This window comes from Acinetobacter sp. YH16032 (assembly GCF_013417345.1).
Classification (GTDB): domain Bacteria; phylum Pseudomonadota; class Gammaproteobacteria; order Pseudomonadales; family Moraxellaceae; genus Acinetobacter.
On record NZ_VPEE01000006.1, the window covers coordinates 63,482 to 86,724 of the forward strand.

Here is a 23,243-nt window from a genome sequence, read left to right on the forward strand (position 1 = left end):
TTTATCTTTTGCTAAAAATAGATCTTATAATCGATTTACGCATTTTTTCTCATGCTAAGCTTGAGCGGTACTTCTTCGTTTCAAAATTTAACTACAGGTTTTTTTCAAAGATGACTTTAGATCAATCCAATATCGATCTTTCAACATTGACGCCAATGATGCAGCAATATATGACGGTGAAATTACAGCACCCGCATTCGTTAATGTTCTATCGTATGGGTGATTTCTACGAGTTATTTTTTGACGATGCGCATAAAGCCGCCAAAATTTTAGGGATTACGTTAACCCACCGTGGTAAAGCGAATGGACAACCGATACCAATGGCTGGAGTTCCGTATCATGCAGCAGAAGGATACTTAGCGCGTTTAGTTAAAAAAGGTGAAACCGTTGTTATTTGTGAACAACTTGGGGAAGTCACTGGTAAAGGACCTGTTGAACGTGGTGTAGTCAGAATTATTACACCGGGTACATTGACAGACGACGCATTGCTGAATGCCCATCAGAGTTCAAATTTAGTATCCATCTGTATTAAATCTGATGAAATTGGTATCGCCCTATTAGATCTCAGTGCAGGTATTTTTAAAGTCCAACAACAAAGTTTTCAAGCTGAACAACTTCCTCTGGAACTTGCGCGTCTTATGCCAAGTGAACTTTTGATTGATGAGGATTTCAAGCATCCAGAAGTGGTTGAACAGATTAAGCAAATTCTTGATTGTCCCGTTACAAAACGCCCAAACGTAGACTTCAATCTGAATAATGCGCAAAAAACTTTATGTGATCAATTCGCCGTAAGTACTTTATCTGGTTTTGGAATTGAACATCTTGAGTTGGCGAAAGCAGCTGCGGCAGCTTTAATTCATTATGCCAAAGATACCCAAAAGACGGCATTGCCACATATTCGTTCAATTCGACTTGAACAAAGCTCCGACTTTATTGCACTTGATCCTGTGACGCGACGAAATCTAGAGATTATTGATCCTTTGTTTGAGCATGGCACTTCATTATTTGATTTAACCAACCAATGCCAAACGGCTATGGGTAGCCGACTGCTTAGTCGAACGTTAATGCAACCGATTCGTGATACTGCGTTGTTGGATCAGCGTCTAGATGCGATACAAACCATATTATCTGGCTATCATGAAGCTCCAATTCGTCTGGTATTAAAAGAAATCAGTGATATCGAACGCGTACTCAGCCGTGTGGCATTAGGAAGTGCGCGACCACGTGATTTAGTGCAACTACGTCAAGCATGTGCTCAGATCCCGTATTTACGCCATGCATTAGCACCAATGACCTCAACACCGCAATCCGCTTTAATCAATCAACTGAATGAGGAATTGGGTGACTTTAATGGTTTACATCATCGCCTCATGTCAGCCATTGTGGAAAACCCACCTGTTCTACTCAGAGATGGTAATGTCATTGCAAATGGTTTTGATCATGAATTGGATGAACTTCGTCAAATACGCGATCATGCAGGACAATTTTTAATTGATTTAGAAATCAAAGAAAGAGAAACAACAGGTATAAACACACTAAAAATCGGTTATAACCGAGTGAGTGGCTACTATATTGAATTAACCAGAGCGCAAGCAGAACAAGCTCCTGCCCATTATATTCGTCGTCAAACATTAAAAAATGCTGAACGTTATATCACCCCTGAATTGAAGTCTTTCGAAGATAAAGTGCTTTCAAGCGAATCACGTGCATTGGCTCGTGAAAAACTTTTGTTTGAAATGTTATTGGATGAATTACGTCAAGATATCGCCAATCTTCAAATGATGGCGAGCGCTATTGCTCAACTGGATGTTCTTACAAACTTCGCACATCTATCAAGATTATATAATTGGAATCGTCCGGAATTTAGCCCTGAAATTGGAATACACATTCAAGCAGGACGCCATCCCGTTGTTGAATCACTGATTAAAACGCCTTACACCCCAAATGATACTTATCTAGATGTGCAGCATCGTATGTCGATTATCACAGGCCCAAATATGGGTGGTAAATCTACATTCATGCGTCAGACGGCGTTAATTACGCTATTGGCATATTGCGGTAGTTTCGTTCCAGCGAAATCTGCAAAATTGGGACCTATTGATCGGATCTTTACGCGTATCGGTTCAGCAGACGATCTTTCTTCTGGCAAATCTACATTTATGGTGGAAATGACGGAAACTTCTCAAATTTTACATCATGCCACTCAACAATCTTTGGTATTGATGGACGAAGTAGGTCGTGGCACAAGCACTTATGATGGTTTGTCATTAGCTTGGGCGTGTGTTCTTGATTTGACGCATCGCATTAAATGTTTATGTCTTTTTGCAACGCACTATTTTGAATTAACAGAATTAGGCATGGATCCGTGTATTGATAATTATCATGTCACTGCGCAAGAAGTGAATGGTCATCTCATCTTATTGCATAAGGTTCAAAAAGGTCCTGCAAGTCAGAGTCATGGTTTACAGGTCGCTAAACTAACAGGTATTCCTCAAAACGTGATTAAAGAGGCTCAAGCTAAACTTAAAAAACTGGAGAAACTCCAACTGCAAACTCAACCTGTGCAAAAAGATCTGTTCTCTCAAGATTTATTTTCAAATAGTGAACCTGTAGAAAAAATTATTGAAGTTGAAAATGTGGTTGAAATTCATCAACCTTCTCAAGTTGAACAACTTCTTTCAGAAATTATTGTAGATGACTTAAGTCCAAGACAGGCTTTAGACCAACTCTACCAACTCAAACAATTACTCCAAAAATCTTAGTTCAAGCACACTCAATCAATAAGCCAGCGATCTGCTGGCTTTTTTTAATCACGATTTTTGAAATCAGAGGCAGAATGCCTGAGAATTTGCAAATTAGTACGATCTCATCATAAATATTATTGATTTAGTAGCATCCCCTATATTAAATATCAAGAAAAGGAATTGTTAGTTTCGTTCAATTTGCCTAAAATACAGCATTCGTTATTAGAACCATATTTTTTAGGTAGCTGACGCCATGACCTTTGTTGTCACTGAAAATTGTATTAAATGTAAGTATCAAGACTGCGTAGAAGTTTGCCCAGTTGACTGTTTCTATGAAGGTCCAAACTTTCTAGTCATTAATCCAGATGAGTGTATTGACTGCGCGTTATGTGAGCCTGAATGCCCTGCAAATGCCATTTTCTCGGAAGATGAACTACCTGAAGGTCAAGAAGTCTTTATCGAACTCAATGCTGAACTTGCAGAAAAATGGCCAAACATTACGCAGATTGGTGATCAACCAGCTGACCGTGAAGAATGGAATGGCAAACCAAATAAATTGCAATATTTAGAAAAATAATCCAATGAGAGATCAGCTTCGGCTGATCTTTTTTATACCCAATTGGTACATTTATTTGCAATTTATACGCATTCTTGATAATCAATTAGCATAAAATAGAAACTTATTTGCTTTAGTAAAATTTATTTATAATGAAATTAATTTTGAAGGGCTTGTGCTCAATCAGTGCAATATCGTTGATATTGATTGGATGTACGTCCTCCCCTCAAAAAGGACGAACAATCGTCACCAATGATGGTCAACGCATATATATTCCACAAGAAAAAATAACCTATGAACGTCCAGCGCGACCAAAAGTCATGCCGAATTCTTATCGTGTTTGGCTGATGCAAGGTAATAACCAAGCTCAAGCACGAGAATATGAACAATACTTAGAACGTAATAATGTTGGCAATATTATCCCAAGTTTTGAACTCTTTAAATCAGCACGTGCTTGGCAAAAATGTGGTAAATCTGAATATATGGTTCCGAACCGTGAGTTATGGTCGAATCAGTTACCGACACTGAAGGTATTTAAATATCTCGTTGCAGCAAGGATTTTAACTGATTTTGAGGTTACATCTGTATATCGTGACCTTCCATTAAATCAGTGTGCTGGTGGCGCAGGTTCGTCTCGACACTTGTATAACTCAGCCATTGATTTCAGAATCGGTCCTGAATTTCCTCAGGCTGAAGATTATGCCTTCATCGAAAATTCTAAATTTAAATTGTGCCAATTTTGGCAAAATTATGGTCAAAGCTTAAATATGGGCTTAGGTTTGTATGCGACTGGTCAAATACATATTGATACTCAAGGTTACCGAACTTGGGGACCCGATCTGACTCGAAATACATCTTTATGCCATTACTAATTTTAGATGATCACATTTAATTAAGAGGTCTTTGACCTCTTTTTTTTTGACTGATTTTTCAGCATCAAAGCATCAGAAATTTGCACATTCATTCGAAACGATTACAATGCACTGAACTCCCTACAGGTACTCAGTTATGCAACAACAATGGTCAGATATTGATGCTTATATTGAATCTCATCTGATGCCAGAAGATCCAATTTTAACTCAGACTCTACAAAATACAGCTGATAAGGGTTTTCCTGACCATCTAGCAGTTGCTGCTAACCAAGGCATGTTATTACAAATGTTGATTCAAATGAATCAGTGTAAGCGTGTGTTAGAGCTTGGAACCTTTGCGGCTTATAGCACCATGTGGCTAGCAAGAGCTCTTCCTGAGGATGGATATATTCTGACGATCGAGGGTCGTGATACACATGCAGCACTCGGTCAAGAAAATATCGACAATGCGAAATTAAAGCAAATGGTTGAATTAAAAGTTGGTCGCGCTGCGGATATTCTCAAATCTTTACCTGAAAATTTTGAGCCATTTGACTTTATATTTATTGATGCTGATAAACAAAGTTACCCAGAGTATTTAGAACTATCACTTAAATTTTCACGCTCAGGTACCATTATTTTTTTAGATAATGTGATTCGCGCTGGTGATATTTTGGATGAAAAAAATGTCAAACCAAGCATCGAAGGTATTCGTGAAATGTACCGCCTTATGCAGAATCATCCTAGACTATTGTCGAGTACAGCCTTACAAACCGTCGGCAGTAAAGGACATGATGGTTTTGCACTGGCGATTGTCAAATAAATCTTAATACTAGTCATTAGTATCACTTAAAGGAGTATTCATCAATTTGAATACTCCTTTTTCTTGCACTAAAGCCCTGAAAAAGTTATCCCCGATTCCTGTTTGTATTCCTGTGGATAAAAATAAAATATTATGGCAAACACCTGATTTTCATAAGCTTTAATCAAAAGATTATAAAATAATCAAACCATAAAACCCTACTGTTCTAAAAATTTATCCACCTTCTACCAGTAAAGTTGACCGAATATTTATCAAGTAAAATTAATCAAAACTGACTGATCATTTCGCAACCAACAATGGAACGACTGAATTTCTAAATATATTGGTCGTAATACTGCCCAAGAAAAATTGTTTTACTTTACTGCGACTATAAGCGCCTAGCACAATTAATTGAATTTGATGTTGTTGCTGATAATCTAAAATATTCTCAGCGACATCTCCAAAACGGTATTCAACAACCACATCCAATCCAGCTTCACGTAAATACTGAGCTGGGATATCAAGAATTTCAGGATGATCACCCACATAAAGCAAATGACACTGAAGTGTTCTTAATAAATCACTTTTAGCAACACGATACATCATCTCTTTACAAGTCTGAGAATCTTCATAGGCGAAAATAAAACGTGTTGGTGGCTTAAAGGTTTCACCAACAGTTAGAACCGTACAACGAGCACCACGAATAAAATTCTCTACATTACTCCCTAAGCTTTTGTGTTTTTCTGCAGAGCGCTCACCTACTCGACCAATAATCGCAATGTCATTTTCATTTAAAACATTGAAACTCTGTTCGAGGAAATCGCCTTTTTCTTGAATTTTTATCGGCGTAATACCATATTTTTCTTCGATCACTTCTGAAATATGTGAAAGAAGATTATTACTATAATCTAAGGCTAATTCACTTTGTTTTTGTTCTAATTCCGCGAGCTCTTTTAAGAGCATCGCATTACTTTCAAATCCAATCACACCACTGATTTCACCCAGATGATAACTTGCAGGATAGTAATCTAAAACCTGTAAAAGGACTAACTCACGTTTAGTTCGATCCGCAATCCAGGCTGCTGCTTCAGCTAAGGCATGAATACATGGGGATGAATCAATACACGCAATTACACGGTTCATGATTGCCTCACTTTGACATGATGTCTGATTGTTCTTTTCTTTAAACTATCATAGCTTTCGGGCAAATGAACATGGTTTATGTAATTTAATTCAATCTTTCGCGTTACGAATTATTCACGCATTCGTATAAATTGAGCTGGATTCCCTGCAACAACTTCTCTTGCCTGAATATCTTGAGTCACCATACTATTCATACCTACAATCACCTGTTCATGTATGGTCACGCCATCTTTAATGCCCACATGCGCCCCTAACCAAACATCACGATGAATCTCAATGCCTTGTGAGCGTACTGCTTGCTGGTAAATAGGTTGATCTAAACTCATGCCATGATCAAAGGCATAAAGATGACAATAAGCTGCGATCCGTACTTGGTCATGAATCTTAATCCCAACGCGTCCACCATCTAAAATACAATGATGATTAATGGCGACTTCAGACCCAATTTCTAGAGGACCATGCAAGGTACAATCCGCGGCAATAAAAGTATTATCCCCAATAATAATCTTTCGACCACGCTCAGCAAAAATATGGGCTAAAGGAGAAATAAAACAATTTTTTCCAATTTCAACAGTCTCCATATCCATTAAATAGGCTTGATAATCTTTTTGCCAAGCTTCTGCCCATTCACGATGCTTTGCCTTGAGTGACCAATATAACCAAGGCATGTAATTCAAACGATGTTTATGCTGTTCTCGGTACTTGAGTAAAGGATCATGTTCCGTCACGTTCGACATCCTCTATATTCAATTGTTCACGTCCACGAGTCACATCTTGGATTTTCAGTTTAAACGGCTCAATTTCATGAATTTGCATACGCGCAGTAATCAATACTCCAGAGTCAACATATTCTTCAATATATTCAATTTTTTGTTGATTTAACTCATATTGAAAAATAGACCACTCATTAAATTGACATTTAAAATTTACAGATTTCTTTTCGATGAGTTCAATTTTTTCGACCTGTAATAAGCATTGCCCTGCTACACCTCCGTATGCTCGTACCAAGCCTCCAGTTCCGAGTTTGATACCACCATACCAGCGGTTCACCAATACAATAATATTAGTCAACTCATTCCCTTCAATCGTTGCGAGTATGGGTCTTCCAGCTGTTCCTGAAGGTTCTCCATCATCACTAAAACGGACTTGATGCCCAATTTTCCATGCCCAGCATTGATGGGTCGTCGAGGCATCAAAGTACTGGTTTAAAAATTCTTTTACATCCTGTTCATTTTCCACAGGTCCGGTGATCGCCTGAAAACGGCTTTTCTTAATATCTTCTTCATAGATATAAGTCTGAGCAAGAGTAAATGGCATGGTAAATTACAAAGGTTGAACTCAAATACATTATGCGTGATTCAATCATATTAAAAAACCCAATCAAAACATCATTGATTGGGTTTTAAACAGACTGAAAAAATAGAGATTATCGTTCGCGTAACGCTTCTTTCGCCTTATTGAATGGTTTCAACAGGTATTCAAGAATCGTTTTTTGACCTGTCTTAATATCAACCGTTGATACCATACCCGGCGTGATTGGGAAAGCTTGCCCAGCTTTGTTATAAAGCTTGTCTGAATCAGTACGAATATACACACGATAATAGAATTGATCTTGTTTAACTTCATCACGTAGCGTATCAGGAGAAATAACTGTTACCTCTCCTTTCAAGCCACCGTAGATTGAATAATCGTAAGCAGTGATTTTAACTAAAGCTTCCTGTCCAGGATGAATAAATGCAATATCACGCGGTGAAATTCGCGCCTCAATTAAAAGTTGTTCATCTAAAGGGACAATGGTCATCAACTTACCATTCTGAGGAATAACACCACCCAAAGTCATCACATCAATTTCTTTTACCACACCGCGGACTGGTGCTTTAAAGATTGTACGATTCAGACTATCAGATTTACCTTTGATCACTTGTTGTTGAGTTTCGACATCAGTGCTCGCCTTAGATAACTCTTCGCGTGCCTGCACATAGTACTGGTTACGAATATCGTTAATTTGGTTGGTCAATTCATTTGCTTGACGTTTTAAACGTAAAACTTCAACTTCACTCGCAGCACCTTTGGCAACAAGCGGTTCTGTCATTCTCAATTCTTGCTGAACTAACGTAAGTGCTTGCGTTAAGCCAGCAATAGATTCTTCCATATTGGCACGTCTAGAACGATAAAGCTGAGTTTCTTCAGCAACCAATTTTGGAATTTTTTGAACTGACTCTGGAAATACCAGTGGACCACCATTCACTTCCGCACGTAAACGCGCAGCTGTTGCTTGCGATGACAGTAGTAAAGATTCTGATTCACCCACATTTGAAGCAAATCGTGTCGGATCAAGTTGAGCAAGGGTTTGCCCTTTTTCAACAATATCACCTTCTTTAACTTCAAGTTTGGTTAGAATCCCGCCCTCTAAAGATTGAATCACTTGTTCTTTAGAAGTTGGAACCACTTTACCTGTACCATTAGAAACTTCTTCAAGTTTGAAAATAGCTGCCCAAATAATGAGTGCAAGCAAACCCAGACCAATAATCCAAATCGTAATACTAACCTTCGGTAATGGTGGCTCTAACTGAGACACTTTTAATGAACGTTGTTGTTTTAATTCTTCGCTCATGATTTAGCCCCTGAATTTGCTTGTTGCTGGCCAGAATTATTTAAAATTTGATCACGTGGGCCATCCATAACGATACGACCATCATTCACCACGATAATTCGATCCACTAACTCTAATACTGCACGGCGGTGGGTTGCCACAACCAATGTGCGATGTCCAAGCCAGTTCTTCATATGATCAATTAATTGTTTTTCAGATACATCATCAATCGCAGCTGTAGGCTCATCTAACAACAGAATATTCGGCTGACAAATGAGTAGTCTTGACAATAAAAGTGCCTGACGCTGTCCACCTGAGAAGCCTACACCACCTTCTAAAATAATATGATCCAATCCTTCTTTCTTTTCTTGAATGAAGTTAAGTGCACCGGTTACAGCAAGTGCTTTTAATAAATCATCATCGGTAGCTAATGGTGCACCTAACGTTAAGTTTTCTCTGACTGTACCAAAGAATAGGTGCGCATTTTGATTCAACAAACCTACGTCACGACGAACGTCCGATGGGTCCAACAAGGTAATATCAATATTATCTAATTGAACTTTACCTTGAACTGCGGTTTGCATACCAGAAAGTAATTGAAGAATGGTCGATTTACCTGCACCGTTACGCCCAAGAATCGCAATTTTTTCACCTGGTTTAATTTCAAGTTTAGGAATCACAACACTTGGTTTAGGATCTTCTTCGCCGTATTTAAAGACCACACCATTTAATTCATAATGACCATTGAGTACTGATCGCTGAATCAATTGTGAACGCTCAGGATGGTCAACCTGTTTACTCATTAATTCATCAAGACTTTCTTTCGCCGTTTTGGCTTGCTGATAACGACCAAGAACACCAGTTACCTGTGCAATTGGCGCTAACATACGTGAAGATAGAATCGAACATGCCACTAACGCACCAGTGGTCATTTCTCCATCCATTACCGCAAAACAACCCACCAATACTACAATTGCAAAGGTCAACCCCTGTAATTTTTGAGTCCAGAGATTCAATACGCCTACTATTTTACGTTGTTTCATGCTGATAGAAGCTGAAACATCATTCATGTGATTCCACTGATTTTGAAAACGAGACTCTGCACGTAACAGTTTAATATCTTCAATACCTTGAACGGCTTCAACAAGAATCGCATTTCGTATTGATGACTCACGCATACCCTCTTTAGCCAATTGCGCTAATTTTTTTTGCGCCAAAAGCCCTGGAATAATCATCAGCGGTACAACCACCAAAATTACCCAGAAAAGATTGCCACCAATAAGCCAAAAAATACCAAGAAACAGGAAGAAGAATGGTAAATCAGCAAAGGCGGTAATTGTTGTAGATGTTACAAGCTCACGCACACCTTCTAGTTCACGAATTTGTGAAATAAACGTTCCCGTGGATTTAGATCGTTCACTATTTTTAATACGTAAAGCATGACCAAAGACCCGATCCGAGACTCTTAAATCCGCACGCTTACCAATCATATCTGAAAGAATTAATCGTGAGTATTTCAATGCGAATTCAAAGATTGCAGCAAGTAATACACCACCTGCCAGCACCCACAAGGTTGGAATAGATTGTGCTGGAATAACACGGTCATACACATTCATCGAGAATACGATTGTCGCGAGTGCTAATACGTTTGCAAGCAATGATGCAAACATAATATCGATATAGCGTTTCCAATCGCGTAATACAATTTCCCAAAACCAATTTTTTTCGTACGGTTTAATGTATTCGTCAATACGCGCATCAGGTACTGAGGTTTCTGGTCTTAAAATATAGACTGAGTCGATGACATCTAATAATGTATCTACTGAAAATGTCTGTGCTAACCCTTCATCACCGCTCAGTTGAACACTTGCGTTACCTTGTGCATCTGCACGATCAATGACGCCAACTTGCCCATCTTTAAATCCGACCAATACCGGTAAACGCCACGGATTTAAAATATCAGGGCTAAAATCCACTTTACGGACATGTAAACCTACTTGGCGCGTCATAATTGCCAAGATGTCGTCGACTGACTGGTTCTGATTCCAATTTAGTTCTAAGCGAATACGTTCAGCAGAGGTTTCAATTCGATAATGACGTGCAACCGTCAGGACACCTTGTAACCATGGTTGATAATTTATTCTTGTATTCATGGTTTCAATTCTACCCCTTGAATGGTCAAATTATTAAGTTGATATACATCGCGGCTCTTACCAGAAGCGGCAATATATTGAACTAAGTTTTCATAAATATCATAACGTGCCGTTTCAATATCTGAATTTGAACGGTGAATCGCTTGCTCAGCATTTAAAAGATCAACAGCTGTACGAGTGCCAAGTTTATATTGTTCTTGATATAACTCTTTCGTACTGACTGATGTCGCTTGTTGATCAATCAATACTTTCATTTGTCGCTGTTTATTTTCTACTTGCTCTTGAGCACGACGTATTTCATCAATTGTTTCTAAATAAATTGCATTTACTTTTGCTTTAGCAGCTTCTTCTGCAAACGATGCCGCACGACTACGTGAACTAATTGCACCACCTTGGAAGAAAGTACTATTTGCTTCAAGCATAATAGAGCTATCTGTTCCATCGTCTTGATTGTTATTTGGATTACGTCCGTTGACTGCTTGACTTAATGTACCTTTAACATTTAACGTAGGATAACGACTCAATTGAGTTTGTTTTTTTTCTAATTCTGCAACATCAACTTCAGCTTTGGCAGCCATCATTTTCGGAATTTCGTTAAACTTTGGCTCTGAATAAATATCTGAAGCCTTAATTAAACTCTCAGGAATTTCCCAGTTATATTTTGATATATCTGTTCCCATCAAAGTTCTAAGACGTTGTTTAAATACATTGAGCTGTGTTTCTTGCAGAATTAAATTTGATTGTGCAGATTCATAATATGATTGCGCTTGAATTGGATCGGCCTGACTGCTGATACCTGCCTCTGCACGTAAGTTAGCAATTTCTCGGATTCGTGATATACCAGCAATTTGCTCACGTGCAATACGTGTAATTTCTTCATATCGCTTAATGTTCACAATGGCAGAAGCCACTTCAAGAGCAATTTGGTCAATTGTGACAAGAACTTGAGCTTGGCTAAACTGTAACTTGGCTTCTTCTGTACTCACTAGTGATTTTTGTTTACCAAAGTCAAAAAGTAGTTGTGTCGCATTGACATTAAATAATTGACGCCCTCTTTCTCCTGAAGTCATATCTCCAGTTGAAACACCTGCACTCAACTGTGGGTAATAACCTGCTTTAGCAACATCAATAAATGCATTTTGTGATGCGAGTGAAGAAACACTTTGTGTCACTTCAGGATGTCTAGCTACTGCGATCTTGATCGCATCGTATAAACTTAACGTTTGTTTATCAGCCGTACCATTCACAAGTGGCATCAAAGATGCTGGAGCACTAGGCGAAGCTTGTGTCGTTATCACAGGCAATTGTTCGACCTGTTTAGGATCAAAGCTAAAATCACTCAGTTCATTTAACTTAACTTGTCTAAAGTCATCATCAGCTTTAGGTTTAAAAAACTGATCCATATTTGATTTTAATGCAGTTAAACTGAATTTTTTCTTTGCTTGAGGTTCAGCATTCACCGTATTGTATTTTTGTTCAGAGACGACTTGATCAGCTTTAGGCTTAATATTTACAACTGGCTTAATCGACTGCGATTGTTCAGATATTTTCGCTTTCTGCTCTATTGGTTTTGAATAAACAATTGTAGGTTTATTTACAGCCAAAGCACTAGTCGGTTGCTGAACGATCAAGTTTGGACGCTCAATTACATTCTGTGTTTCTAACTTATTATGAGAACCTGATTTAAAAGGCCAAAAAGCTTTGGCTTTAGATAAAAGACTTTGACGATGTTCAACTTTCGCTACAGTTGAAGGTGGAGCTTGTAGCAAGTTGTTTTGGCTGTTAATTTGTTGATCATTAACAATCTTCGGTTTTGGTGTACTAGACACTTTCAATGAAGATTCACTCACCGATTTTTGTAAAGACGGTGTCAAAATTTTTGTATTTGAAACATTGCCAGCAGCTTGGTAATGCCCCTCACCCAGCTTAGTTTTATCTTTGCCTATATTCCCAATAAATGTAAAGAGTTTACTTTTTGGTTTTTCTGTTTTGTCTTCTGAACCTGATGTTTCATTTTCTAGTAATTTTGCGTGTTGCGCCTCAATTAAAGATTCTGTTGGTTGATTTTGGATCTTTGGTTTAAGCGGTTTTAAAACCTGACGAGTGTCTTTAGTAGCGGGTTGTACAGTAGATGAAATAGTAGGTTTTAGCACACTTGACGCTGAAGCTTCTTCAATATCCTGCTTTACCTTTGGCAGCAATACTTTTGGTTCAGATGCCGCTTTTTCACGCTTAACAAATGCAAAGAAAGATTTCTTTTGAGTCTTTTCCTTCGACTCATTCTGAGACTGCGAACTAGATAAAGGTGTAGTGTTAACTTGAGCAATTTCATTTTCGACTATGTCGTCTAAATCAGGAACTTGTTCAATAACTTTAGGAACAAGAACCTGTTCTTTCACTTGCTCTTTCGAGATTTTGGATTTCGATTGGAATAATTTAAAACGTGGCTTTTCAAGCTGTTCAGGTATATCTTCAACAGTCTTTTTTTCCAAACTAAAATTGATTTTGGGTTTTTGTAATTCTGCTGATAGTGCACGTTGGGTATCGTCAATTGCTAGAGGAGCGATTGCATCTTCAGCATGTACTTGTGTCGTACATAAACTGATCGCAAACAGCGTGATATACCCCATATCCTTCTGACTTAATTGATGTTTAGCCACTTGTAATCTCTATTAAAAAGTGTGAACTACGTCACATAAAATCAATCGTATTCTACAATGATTTTTATATTATTTCTGCGTCAATTGTAAACTTACGATTTGTTTGAGTTAATTTACAGTCTAAATATCTATAAAACAACATTATTTTATAGATATCACACTATTTTTTTAAACTGTGAAATCATTACCTAAATAAACTTTACGGACAGTTTCATCCATAAGTACTTGATCTGGTGTTCCTTCCGCAATGACAGATCCTTCGCTGACAATATAAGCATGCTCACAAATCGCGAGCGTTTCGCGAACGTTATGGTCTGTAATGAGCACACCGATACCACGTTCTTTTAAATTGCGAATAATGTCTTTGATATCACCTACAGAAATTGGATCTACCCCAGCAAAAGGCTCATCAAGGAGCATAAACTTAGGATCGGCGGCTAATGCTCGAGCGATTTCAGCACGGCGACGCTCCCCCCCTGACACACTCATCCCCAATGAATCTTTAATATGTGTAATTTTAAAGTCTTCTAATAACTCTTGAAGTCTCTCTTTGCGTTGTTGCTTATTAAGATCCTTGCGCGTTTCAAGAATCGCCATAATATTATCTGAAATACTCAATTTACGAAAAATTGAAGCCTCTTGTGGCAAATAACCAATTCCATGACGAGCACGCTCATGCATTGCAAGGTCCGAAAGATCAAGATTGTCTAAATGAATTTCACCTTTATCCATTCGAACCAGTCCGACTACCATGTAAAAGCTTGTCGTTTTTCCCGCCCCGTTCGGTCCAAGCAAACCCACAATTTGACCACTTTGCATGCTAAATGAAACATCTTTCACCACCCAGCGTTTACTATAAACTTTGGCAAGATGTTTAATTTTTAATGTTTGGATTTGTGATTCATTGACACTCATTAATCACGTACTCCAGAGAATGATTTTGAGGCAGAAGGTGGAATGATAATTTGTACACGACCTTTCGAACTGCCTGTGCCACTACTGCCACCGCCTACAACTTCGATATCACCCTTATTCATACTGTAACGCAAAGTGTTCCCACGAATACTTGCGCCATCTTGATACAAGTATGCATTACCCGACAAAGTAATAATGCCTGTATCAGCGTTATATACAATTTTAGAGGCTTCACCACGTGCAATGCCACGTTTAGACTCTAATTGCTGTTGGAATTTTGCAGGGGAACCTGACGCATTTACTGAGCTAATTTGGCGATTGGCATTGAGATTAGCAACTATAGAGGCTGCATTTAACTTGAAAGTACCTTGTTCAACAGAAACATTCCCCACATAGGTCGTTATACCTGTTTTGTCATTATAGGTCGCACGATCAGCTAAAAGCATGATGGGTTGATTACGATCACTTGGCAATGCAAATGCCATAACAGAAATAGAACTGAGTGCCACCATTGCTATTGCTTTAAGCATTTTTGAACCTGATAAATAAGAAGGTTTAGTTTGGTGCATACTTTCCTCGAATATTTTTAAAATCGTACTGACCTTCATTCAAATCTGCTTCTAAGCCTTGGCTGACAAAATCTGCATTTGGTGTTTGTACAGTAACTTGCTCAGATGTTTCAAGCTTTCTTGTTTTTGGATATCCTGTAAGCGCATCGGTTCGAAAAACCATTTTGCCCATTTCTCCTTGCTTGGTTGCAACAACATCTCCAGATAACACAATCTTCTCATTGTCATTGAAACCATGTGCTTGTTTAGCATAAAACGTAGCGTCTTCTACATTATTAGTAAACATGCTGGCATTTAAATTCTGCAAGCTTGATGTTTTCTGTTTCATATCTTGGTTCAGCTCATCCACTGTAGCCTTAACATAAAGCATGCCTTTTTCATCAGTTTGCAAAAGATTAATATTCTTTGCTGAATATGTCATCGATTGAGCGGATGAACCCTCTAATTTTTTCCCTTTACCGCTGTAATAATAATAGCCACCACTTATAGCAGCGACAATAACAGCAGTAATATATAAAACTTTAGTATCCATAAATCATCAACTATATTCAGCGTTCATATCAACTGCGTATTAGTGCGTTACAGCCAAATATTTTTCAAGAAGTTCATGGTAAACCCCTTTTGACAACAATAACATGTCACAAATTTCACGCACAGCGCCACGACCACCATAAGCTTGGGTTACAAGGTCTGCACGACGACGAACTTCAACATGACCATTTGGCACTGTTACTTTCATTCCCACAATCGCAAAAGCTGATAAATCTGGCCAATCATCCCCCATATACAAGCAATCTTCTGGTTTTAAACCCAGTTGCGTACAAGCTTGCTGTAAGGCAGTCCCTTTGTCTTCACGCCCCTGATAAACTAAGTCTACACCTAGATCATTCATACGCTTTGTCACAATATTGCTTTGGCGACCTGTAATAATGACAACTTTAATTCCAGCTTGCTGAACAAGTTTCATCCCAAGTCCATCACGAATATCAAATGACTTAATTTCATCACCTGAGTTCGTCAACGTTACAAAACCATCACTTAGAATACCATCCACATCCAAAACCAACGCTTCGATATGTCGTGCTTGTTCTAACAATACATAAGATGCCATGAATTAATTTACCCCAGCTTGAATTAAATCGTGCATGCTAATCACACCAATCACTTGTTTGGCATCATTGACTACTACAAATTGATTGATTTTTTTAGCATTCATTTGCTCTAGCGCTTCAACCGCTCTTGCTTCTTGTGAAATGGTTAGAGGATTTTCAATCATAACCTTTGATACAGCAAGATTAACATCAAAACCTTGTTGCTTATCAATGAGACGTCGTAAGTCACCATCCGTAAATATACCTAACAGAACATCATTTTCATCCACAATTGTGGTTAATCCGAGACGTTTGTTTGATATTTCGTATAAAACTTTATTCATTGGTGTATCTGGTGAAACTTTTGGTAGAGAGTCACCCACGTGCATCAGATGTTTAACATGCAACAGTAATCGCTTACCGAGTGCACCAGCTGGATGTGACATGGCAAAATCATTTGCAGTAAATCCACGCGCTTCAAGTAAAGCAACAGCCAAAGCATCACCTAAAGCTAAAGTCGCTGTCGTGCTTGAAGTTGGTGCCAAACCTAATGGGCATGCCTCTTGAATATGACCAAGTGTAAGCGCAACATCAGCGTTCTGTGGCATTGGTCCACGGTCATCACCTGAAATTGTTATCAATGGCACACCCAAATGTTTGATGAGTGGCATTAACATCATGATTTCATCACTTTTACCAGAGTTCGAAATCGCGATCAGCACATCTCCACGCACCAACATCCCGAGATCACCATGGCCTGCTTCACCTGGATGCATAAAAAAAGACGGCGTTCCTGTTGATGCAAATGTTGCAGCCATTTTTCGACCGATATGACCAGATTTTCCCATACCTGTGACCACTAAACGACCTTGGCACTGCAGGATAATTTGACATGCTTTGGTAAAACGATCATCAATCTGACTGGTTAGTACCGATAAAGCTTGACGCTCAATCTCCAAGGTTTCTTTTGCAACCTTTTGAAAATCAATTAGATATGTAGTATTTTCAGAATTCAAATCTGGGCACCTTGAGGCTGGATTCAGCCACAATTTCAATTATAAAATTATTCTTCATATATTAACATAAGCATGCAAGTATCTTTTTCTTAAATGTATAAATTTCATTTGCATAGATTTTTTACGCATAAAACTTTGTGAAAGATAAGCCTTAGGTTAAGATGAACCACCATTTTTTTAGCTTTTTGAAGACCTATGCAACCATTTGTTCTATATAACTCAGAGCAACGAAAAAAAGTTGAGTTTGTACCACGCAAAGAAGGACATATTGATATGTATGTCTGTGGAATGACAGTTTACGACTACTGTCATATCGGTCATGCTCGGGTTATGGTTGCATTTGACTATATTATTCGTTTTCTTCGTAGCCAAGGTTGGAAAGTTAAATATATTCGCAATATTACTGACATTGATGACAAAATTATTGCACGTGCGAATGAAAATGGTGAAAGCATTACAGCACTCACTGATCGCTTTATTCAGGCAATGAATGAAGATGCTGCCAATTTAGGATGCTTGGCACCTGATGAAGCACCTCGTGCGACAGAGTATATTAATCAAATGCAAAATATGATTGGTACTTTGGTCAATAATGGCACTGCGTATCCTGCGTCAAACGGTGATGTGTACTTCGAAGTTGAAAAATTTAAAAAATACGGTCGTCTATCTGGTCGTAAACTCGAAGACATGCAAGCAGGTGCTTCGGAACGAGTCGATGTTGAAGTTGAAAAGAAACATCCTTTTGATTTTGTGCTATGGAAGCACGCAAAAGAAAATGAACCTTCTTGGAAATCACCTTGGGGTAATGGGCGTCCAGGTTGGCATATCGAATGTTCAGCAATGTCTACATGTTGCCTTGGTAATCATTTTGATATTCATGGTGGTGGTTCTGACTTAACCTTCCCCCATCACGAAAATGAAATCGCACAAAGTGAAGCTGCAACTGGCGAACAATATGTAAACTATTGGATGCACGTAGGCTTTATCAATGTCGATGGTGAAAAAATGTCTAAATCTTTAGGCAATTTTTTCACGATTCGCGATGTCATGGAAAAATTCCATCCTGAAGTTATTCGTTACTTTATCGTTTCATCACACTATCGTAGCCCTGTGAATTTTTCTGATACTGCGCTTAAAGAAGCTAAAAACACATTAAGTCGTTTTTATCATTCATTTAAAGCATATCAACAGATATATGGTGCCGAAATTAATTCGCAATACGATGAAGCACTCGTTGAAAAGTTTAATGCAGCAATGCGGGATGATTTCAACACATCAGAAGCGATTGCCGTACTTTTTGAAATCAATAAAGAATTAAATCGTGCCGTAAAAGACGAACTTGCTGAACAGGCGGCCATATATTATGCCACCTTGCGCTATCTGACCAATATCTTAGGTCTTGTTCAACATAATGTTGATGAATTCCTAAAATCAGATATTGGTCAAGAAAGCTTATCTTTGAGTAATGATGAAATTGAAGATCTCATTCAACAACGCAAAGATGCCAAGAAAGAGAAAAACTTTGCACGTGCAGATGAGATTCGCCAAAATCTTCTTGATCAAGGCATTGTACTTGAAGATACGCGTCAAGGAACTTTATGGCGACGTGCTGATTAATTCATCAATTAAATTTTGGAAGTGTTGACAGGGTGTGCAAAATCACTATAATTCACACCATATTGCGGGAATAGCTCAGTTGGTAGAGCACAACCTTGCCAAGGTTGGGGTCGCGAGTTCGAGTCTCGTTTCCCGCTCCAAAATTTTAAAAGCTTCAGTCGAAAGATTGAGGCTTTTTTTATTGACTTAGATTCTCAAATAAAGTCGACCTAGATTAAATTATTCGAAAGAGAAAAGAGAAGCTAGCCGACCAAAGTCAAAGTTGCTCCACACCCAATCACTCTCGAACTTGAACAGGTTTTCATCTTAAATTCACGCTTTTTTTGATAATATTAATTACTTTAATGCTCTTTTTTAGGCTAAAAGCATGAGATTAAATGCTGACTTCTCTCAACCTGTAATAATTACTCCAGAGGATTATCAATGGATTCAATCCCCAAGAGGCGAAGTTAAACGAATGATGTTTGATCGTGTTGGCTTAGAACAAGCAAGAGCAACCAGCCTAGTTGAGTTCCCTTCAAATTCTCAGTTCCGAGAGCATCAACACCCCTTCGGTGAAGAAGTTCTAGTGTTAAAAGGGACCTTTACTGAAGATGATCATCAGCACTATCCATCTGGATGGTATATGCGAAATCCTCACCTTTCTAAACATATTGTCTCGAGCGTAGATGGATGTCTGATCTTGGTGAAACTCATGCAAATGTCTGAAGAAGAAAAATTAGCTACACGAATTGATACTCGTGACGAGCGAAACTGGACCTATTTTAACAACAGAAAGATTTGCCAACTATTTCAATCTGAGTATGAAGACACCTTTCTCGAAAAACTCGAAAGCCAACAGGTTTTAGAATCAACACATCATAACGGTATTGAAATTTTCATTATCAAAGGTAAATTGGTGATGAATGAACGAAATTATTCAGCCGGTTCGTGGATAAGGTTTCCGATTCAACATCGTATTGAAATCAAAGCAGGTGGTTCTGGCGCTTTGATTTATGTAAAAAAAGATCATTTAAAAAATATATAAACCCAAAAAAACCCAATACATTATTGGGTTTTTAAGCTAGTGCATTGATTAAGACTCATCATATGCGCTTTTTTTCCAGACACCCATATCAATAAGCTTCTGAATTTGCTTATCAATCACTTCCGCTTTATATTCGTCGTGATGTCCCTGTTTTTGCTGCAAATACAAATTTTTAGGATATATATTATTTTTATAAATTAATTGTGCGCATTCTGCACGTATATCTTTCATCCAATTGGTCACCTGAGCGTGTGTACGATGATAACGAAGTGCCTCTATATCAACTACACCAGTGACATAGGTAGATCCATTGGTATCATGCTGTTTACCCACTATTTTACCTTTATGGTCCACAATCATAGAAAGACCACCACCACAATCGATCGGTGCTAATGTATTTTCATCAAGATACATCCCCCCAATATTAGGTGCTACTACGTACATATTATTTTCTAAAGCACGAGCACGATTGGAGATTTCAAATACATCATTTTCAGTAAATGAAGCTGGTAAAGATGCACGATAGACGACTTCAGCACCATTCATCGCTAGGCCTCGACCATTTTCTGGAAAATTACCTTCCATTGCCATCATGATGCCCAATCGACCAATTTCCGTATCAACTACTGGCCAAAATGATTGAAGCTCTTCACCATATTTTTTTACCCACTCATCATACAAATCATGAGGTGATGCTGAACGCTCGCATGGCAATAAAGCAGACATTTTGTGGTGTTTTAAAATAATTTCGCCTTGAGGATTTATAATAAATCCGACATTAAACATAATGCCTGGCCAATCCTCATTTTTAGCTTTGGCTTGCGCCATGATAAAAACATTATGTTTTTTAGCTAACTCACCTAAACGATCTGTTTCAGGGCCTGGTATATCGATCGCACCATCATCCAAGAATTCTTGAATATCAACATCGAGTGCTTCATCGTTGAAGCCCTGTAATGCCCCCTCTGGGAGAACCAACAGTCTTACTGGAATATCTAAAGAACTCAACCATAATGCACCGGATGTAAGTTCCTCTAAATGAGAGATATTTTTCATAATATCTGCTCTACAACTTGTGCCCCATATTGTTGGAACTAATCCTACTACACCATAAGGTTTGATCATTTTATTTTCCTCTAAATCCATTCAGTTTTTTTAATGCACTTAAAAATTATCAGTGTGCTGATAATTATGCAAGTTCAAAAACCAAATAATTTAGAAAATTATTCTTCATTAATTTTTTTCATCCAATTCCTGACGATTCTTATTTCACTTTCACTAAAACCATCGACTAGAGAATCTTCTAAACGATCAATAGCATCACCACAATCTTCCATAAGTTTTTTCCCTAAATCTGATATCTCAATTAATTGAATTTTCTTATTCGTAGAATGAGAAGTTTTATAGAGAATATTTTGTTTTTCTAATTTTGAGATCATCAAATTTACTGTTTGCGGTGTTAATGAAGCAAAACGTGCTATTTCCGCATTTGTGAAACCTGGGTAAGTCAAAATAATTTTCAAAATTGTGAACTGTGGTGGAGTGATTGAATATTCAGCAAGTACACGCTCCATTTTTAAACGATATACATGGGATGTCTTTCTTAATAAAAATCCAAGGTAACCCGATTCATTATCAAATATTTCAGGTGAATTCGTATTTTTTTTAAACATACCTATTGCCCTTTTATAAAATCATAAATATTATCAGTATGCTGATAAAAAAGTATTTGAGTTTAACTTTGCATTATATATGACTAATGCTGCTTAAATTTGAATACCTAGTCACAGTTTAGCTAAAAAAATAATGGAATAAAAATCAAACCCTTAAGGATATAGGATACGAAAATGCAGAATACTCTAAATGCTGAAGAACCCGCTTCGGTCAAAAAAAATACGAGATACGCTTGGTACGTAGTCACACTATGTATGTTGGCTTATATATTTTCTTATATTGATCGACAAATTTTAGTCTTGATGATTGAACCGATCAAAGCAGATTTAAATTTAACTGATACTCAGTTTAGTCTATTGCACGGTTTAGCTTTTTCCCTATTTTACGCATTTATGGGATTGCCTATCGCTTATTTAGCAGACCGATTTTCCCGACCAAAAATTATTGCAATTGGCATTATTTTTTGGAGCTTAGCAACAGCGGCTTGTGGTCTAAGTAAAAACTTCATTCAACTTTTTCTTTCAAGAATGGGGATTGGCATTGGTGAAGCAGCATTATCACCCGCAGCATATTCCATGTTTAGTGATATGTTCAGTAAAGACAAATTAGGTAAAGCCGTTGGTATTTACTCCATTGGTTCTTTTATCGGTGGAGGGATGGCTTTTCTCGTTGGCGGCTATGTGATCAGCTTATTAAAAGATGCAACGTTTATTGATATTCCTTTACTCGGCATGATGAAGGCTTGGCAAGTTGCCTTTATTCTCGTTGGATTGCCAGGCGTTTTTATTGGTCTTTTATTTATTTTAACAGTAAGAGATCCGCAACGAACAGGACAAAAACTCGATGCCTCAGGTAATGTCGTAAAAGTTAAATTTACGGATTCGTTTAAATTCTTAAAAAAGCACAGTAAGACATTTACTTGTCACTACATGGGCTTCACATTCTATGCAATGGCATTGTTTTGTGTCATGAGCTGGTCACCTGCATTTTATATGCGTAACTTTGGTCTAAGTCCTGTTGAAACAGGTTATATGTTAGGAACGATTCTACTTATCGCAAACACATCTGGCGTTTTCTTTGCAGGCTGGTTAACTGACTATCTGACAAGTAAAGGTCGACGTGATGCTGCAATGTATGCTGGTTATTTAGGTGGTTTAGGAATTATCTTACCGATTATTAGCTATACATTAGTAGACTCACTGTGGTTATCTGTTGCTATTTTTACAGTGGCTATGTTCTTTGCATCTTTCCCAATGCCAACCTCAACAGCAGCTATGCAAATTTTAGCTCCAAATCAATTACGAGCTCAAATTTCTGCAATTTTCTTGTTAATCAGTAGCTTAATTGGTTTAGGTATTGGAACAACTTTAGTCGCATTAATTACCGATAAAGTATTCGGGGATACCAACATGGTGGGTTATTCAATTTCAATCGTAGGTGGATTCTCAGCGTTATTGACTATTATTTTACTCAAAACAGGATGTAAACATTTTGTGAAAAGTCTAGATGTAGAAAAAGATGAAATGGTCAGATAAGAAGTGATTTGTGCAAAATTACATAAAGCATTTTCTAAAATCTAAGCTCATATTTAGTTTATTTTAGAAAAAGAACTCGAACATCTGTTCGAGTTCTTTTTTCTCAACTGAGAGTCAATAATGATTAAACTAATCAAAGGTAGAAAAAAATAATCAAAGTCTACTTGTTGCAAGCCAAAGCCGCATTATGATGAATACCCATGTCCGATGCCCGATTAAATAAAGATAAACGACGTATTCCCTGTCAGGTCTAGGCTTTCAACATTTTTCGTTTGAAGAGCAGATTATTCTCCCTAC

Annotated in this window: 20 protein-coding genes and 1 tRNA gene; 8 read left to right on the top strand and 13 right to left on the bottom strand. The window is 37.8% G+C overall.

Going from position 1 to position 23,243, the window contains the following annotated elements; translation table 11 throughout:
• The first annotated feature begins 110 nt into the window (after positions 1-110).
• From mutS to FTV32_RS06170, 4 genes are all read left to right on the top strand, one after another.
• Positions 111-2,762, top strand: coding sequence for a DNA mismatch repair protein MutS (mutS, locus tag FTV32_RS06155; RefSeq protein ID WP_180028214.1), 2,652 nt, complete (start codon positions 111-113; stop codon positions 2,760-2,762).
• Between the two features lie 235 nt (positions 2,763-2,997).
• Complete coding sequence (gene fdxA / locus FTV32_RS06160; RefSeq protein WP_035266386.1) at positions 2,998-3,321, top strand: ferredoxin FdxA; 324 nt, start codon at positions 2,998-3,000, stop codon at positions 3,319-3,321.
• Between the two features lie 131 nt (positions 3,322-3,452).
• Entirely contained in the window at positions 3,453-4,172 is a 720-nt protein-coding gene (locus FTV32_RS06165) for a D-Ala-D-Ala carboxypeptidase family metallohydrolase (protein WP_035266384.1), read from the top strand.
• 136 nt (positions 4,173-4,308) lie between these two features.
• Entirely contained in the window at positions 4,309-4,974 is a 666-nt protein-coding gene (locus FTV32_RS06170; protein WP_180028215.1) for an O-methyltransferase, read from the top strand.
• A 279-nt stretch (positions 4,975-5,253) separates the two neighbouring features.
• Here FTV32_RS06170 and FTV32_RS06175 read toward each other — a convergent pair whose 3' ends face one another.
• From FTV32_RS06175 to FTV32_RS06225, 11 genes are all read right to left on the bottom strand, one after another.
• A complete protein-coding gene (locus FTV32_RS06175; RefSeq protein WP_180028216.1) occupies positions 5,254-6,096 on the bottom strand; it encodes a universal stress protein in 843 nt (280 codons plus the stop codon).
• A 110-nt stretch (positions 6,097-6,206) separates the two neighbouring features.
• The gene (locus FTV32_RS06180) at positions 6,207-6,824 is read right to left on the bottom strand and encodes an acyltransferase (RefSeq protein WP_180028244.1); all 618 of its coding nucleotides are present in this window, start codon (positions 6,822-6,824) and stop codon (positions 6,207-6,209) included.
• The gene (locus FTV32_RS06185) at positions 6,811-7,413 is read right to left on the bottom strand and encodes a YigZ family protein (protein ID WP_180028217.1); all 603 of its coding nucleotides are present in this window, start codon (positions 7,411-7,413) and stop codon (positions 6,811-6,813) included. Before FTV32_RS06185 ends, FTV32_RS06180 begins: the two co-directional genes overlap by 14 nt.
• Before the next feature lie 109 nt (positions 7,414-7,522).
• On the bottom strand, positions 7,523-8,710 hold the full coding sequence (locus FTV32_RS06190; protein WP_035266373.1) for an HlyD family type I secretion periplasmic adaptor subunit: 1,188 nt from the start codon (positions 8,708-8,710) through the stop codon (positions 7,523-7,525).
• Entirely contained in the window at positions 8,707-10,842 is a 2,136-nt protein-coding gene (locus FTV32_RS06195) for a type I secretion system permease/ATPase (RefSeq protein WP_180028218.1), read from the bottom strand. Before FTV32_RS06195 ends, FTV32_RS06190 begins: the two co-directional genes overlap by 4 nt.
• A complete protein-coding gene (locus FTV32_RS17740) occupies positions 10,839-12,245 on the bottom strand; it encodes a TolC family outer membrane protein (protein WP_180028245.1) in 1,407 nt (468 codons plus the stop codon). Before FTV32_RS17740 ends, FTV32_RS06195 begins: the two co-directional genes overlap by 4 nt.
• A gap of 1,425 nt (positions 12,246-13,670) precedes the next feature.
• Complete coding sequence (lptB, locus tag FTV32_RS06205; protein WP_180028219.1) at positions 13,671-14,417, bottom strand: LPS export ABC transporter ATP-binding protein; 747 nt, start codon at positions 14,415-14,417, stop codon at positions 13,671-13,673.
• Complete coding sequence (gene lptA, locus FTV32_RS06210) at positions 14,417-14,947, bottom strand: lipopolysaccharide transport periplasmic protein LptA (protein WP_373683313.1); 531 nt, start codon at positions 14,945-14,947, stop codon at positions 14,417-14,419. The genes lptB and lptA overlap by 1 nt, the downstream gene beginning before the upstream one ends.
• A 25-nt stretch (positions 14,948-14,972) precedes the next feature.
• Positions 14,973-15,518, bottom strand: coding sequence for an LPS export ABC transporter periplasmic protein LptC (gene lptC / locus FTV32_RS06215; protein ID WP_180028221.1), 546 nt, complete (start codon positions 15,516-15,518; stop codon positions 14,973-14,975).
• Between the two features lie 39 nt (positions 15,519-15,557).
• Positions 15,558-16,097 (bottom strand): HAD family hydrolase, encoded by a 540-nt coding sequence (locus FTV32_RS06220; protein ID WP_180028222.1) that lies wholly within the window; start codon positions 16,095-16,097, stop codon positions 15,558-15,560.
• Positions 16,098-16,100: 3 nt separating this feature from the next.
• Entirely contained in the window at positions 16,101-17,066 is a 966-nt protein-coding gene (locus FTV32_RS06225; RefSeq protein WP_373683314.1) for a KpsF/GutQ family sugar-phosphate isomerase, read from the bottom strand.
• Positions 17,067-17,288: 222 nt separating this feature from the next.
• On the opposite strand from FTV32_RS06225, the gene cysS reads away from it, so the two are divergent.
• The 3 genes from cysS (at position 17,289) to FTV32_RS06240 (ending at position 19,737) form a co-directional block, all read left to right on the top strand.
• Entirely contained in the window at positions 17,289-18,710 is a 1,422-nt protein-coding gene (gene cysS, locus FTV32_RS06230) for a cysteine--tRNA ligase (protein WP_180028224.1), read from the top strand.
• 64 nt (positions 18,711-18,774) lie between these two features.
• Positions 18,775-18,850, top strand: a tRNA-Gly gene (locus FTV32_RS06235).
• Positions 18,851-19,077: 227 nt separating this feature from the next.
• Positions 19,078-19,737 (top strand): cupin domain-containing protein, encoded by a 660-nt coding sequence (locus tag FTV32_RS06240; protein WP_180028225.1) that lies wholly within the window; start codon positions 19,078-19,080, stop codon positions 19,735-19,737.
• A gap of 48 nt (positions 19,738-19,785) precedes the next feature.
• On the opposite strand, the gene FTV32_RS06245 is transcribed toward FTV32_RS06240, so the two are convergent.
• Together FTV32_RS06245 and FTV32_RS06250 are read right to left on the bottom strand one after the other, a co-directional pair.
• Positions 19,786-20,862: a nitrilase-related carbon-nitrogen hydrolase gene (locus FTV32_RS06245; RefSeq protein ID WP_180028226.1), complete on the bottom strand. Its 1,077-nt coding sequence runs from the start codon at positions 20,860-20,862 to the stop codon at positions 19,786-19,788.
• A gap of 98 nt (positions 20,863-20,960) precedes the next feature.
• Positions 20,961-21,410: a MarR family winged helix-turn-helix transcriptional regulator gene (locus FTV32_RS06250; protein WP_092767707.1), complete on the bottom strand. Its 450-nt coding sequence runs from the start codon at positions 21,408-21,410 to the stop codon at positions 20,961-20,963.
• 174 nt (positions 21,411-21,584) lie between these two features.
• On the opposite strand from FTV32_RS06250, the gene FTV32_RS06255 reads away from it, so the two are divergent.
• Entirely contained in the window at positions 21,585-22,946 is a 1,362-nt protein-coding gene (locus tag FTV32_RS06255) for an MFS transporter (protein ID WP_180028227.1), read from the top strand.
• Positions 22,947-23,243 lie beyond the last annotated feature (297 nt).

Coding starts and splice junctions, on each gene's coding strand:
- FTV32_RS06250 (WP_092767707.1), bottom strand. CDS start 21,410: ATGTTTAAAAAAAATACGAATTCACCTGAAATATTTGATAATGAATCG.
- lptC (WP_180028221.1), bottom strand. CDS start 15,518: ATGGATACTAAAGTTTTATATATTACTGCTGTTATTGTCGCTGCTATA.
- FTV32_RS06195 (WP_180028218.1), bottom strand. CDS start 10,842: ATGAATACAAGAATAAATTATCAACCATGGTTACAAGGTGTCCTGACG.
- FTV32_RS06240 (WP_180028225.1), top strand. CDS start 19,078: ATGAGATTAAATGCTGACTTCTCTCAACCTGTAATAATTACTCCAGAG.
- FTV32_RS06245 (WP_180028226.1), bottom strand. CDS start 20,862: ATGATCAAACCTTATGGTGTAGTAGGATTAGTTCCAACAATATGGGGC.
- lptB (WP_180028219.1), bottom strand. CDS start 14,417: ATGAGTGTCAATGAATCACAAATCCAAACATTAAAAATTAAACATCTT.
- FTV32_RS06170 (WP_180028215.1), top strand. CDS start 4,309: ATGCAACAACAATGGTCAGATATTGATGCTTATATTGAATCTCATCTG.
- cysS (WP_180028224.1), top strand. CDS start 17,289: ATGCAACCATTTGTTCTATATAACTCAGAGCAACGAAAAAAAGTTGAG.
- FTV32_RS06185 (WP_180028217.1), bottom strand. CDS start 7,413: ATGCCATTTACTCTTGCTCAGACTTATATCTATGAAGAAGATATTAAG.
- FTV32_RS06190 (WP_035266373.1), bottom strand. CDS start 8,710: ATGAGCGAAGAATTAAAACAACAACGTTCATTAAAAGTGTCTCAGTTA.
- FTV32_RS06255 (WP_180028227.1), top strand. CDS start 21,585: ATGCAGAATACTCTAAATGCTGAAGAACCCGCTTCGGTCAAAAAAAAT.
- mutS (WP_180028214.1), top strand. CDS start 111: ATGACTTTAGATCAATCCAATATCGATCTTTCAACATTGACGCCAATG.
- FTV32_RS06165 (WP_035266384.1), top strand. CDS start 3,453: ATGAAATTAATTTTGAAGGGCTTGTGCTCAATCAGTGCAATATCGTTG.
- fdxA (WP_035266386.1), top strand. CDS start 2,998: ATGACCTTTGTTGTCACTGAAAATTGTATTAAATGTAAGTATCAAGAC.
- lptA (WP_373683313.1), bottom strand. CDS start 14,947: ATGCTTAAAGCAATAGCAATGGTGGCACTCAGTTCTATTTCTGTTATG.
- FTV32_RS17740 (WP_180028245.1), bottom strand. CDS start 12,245: ATGGATCAGTTTTTTAAACCTAAAGCTGATGATGACTTTAGACAAGTT.
- FTV32_RS06175 (WP_180028216.1), bottom strand. CDS start 6,096: ATGAACCGTGTAATTGCGTGTATTGATTCATCCCCATGTATTCATGCC.
- FTV32_RS06220 (WP_180028222.1), bottom strand. CDS start 16,097: ATGGCATCTTATGTATTGTTAGAACAAGCACGACATATCGAAGCGTTG.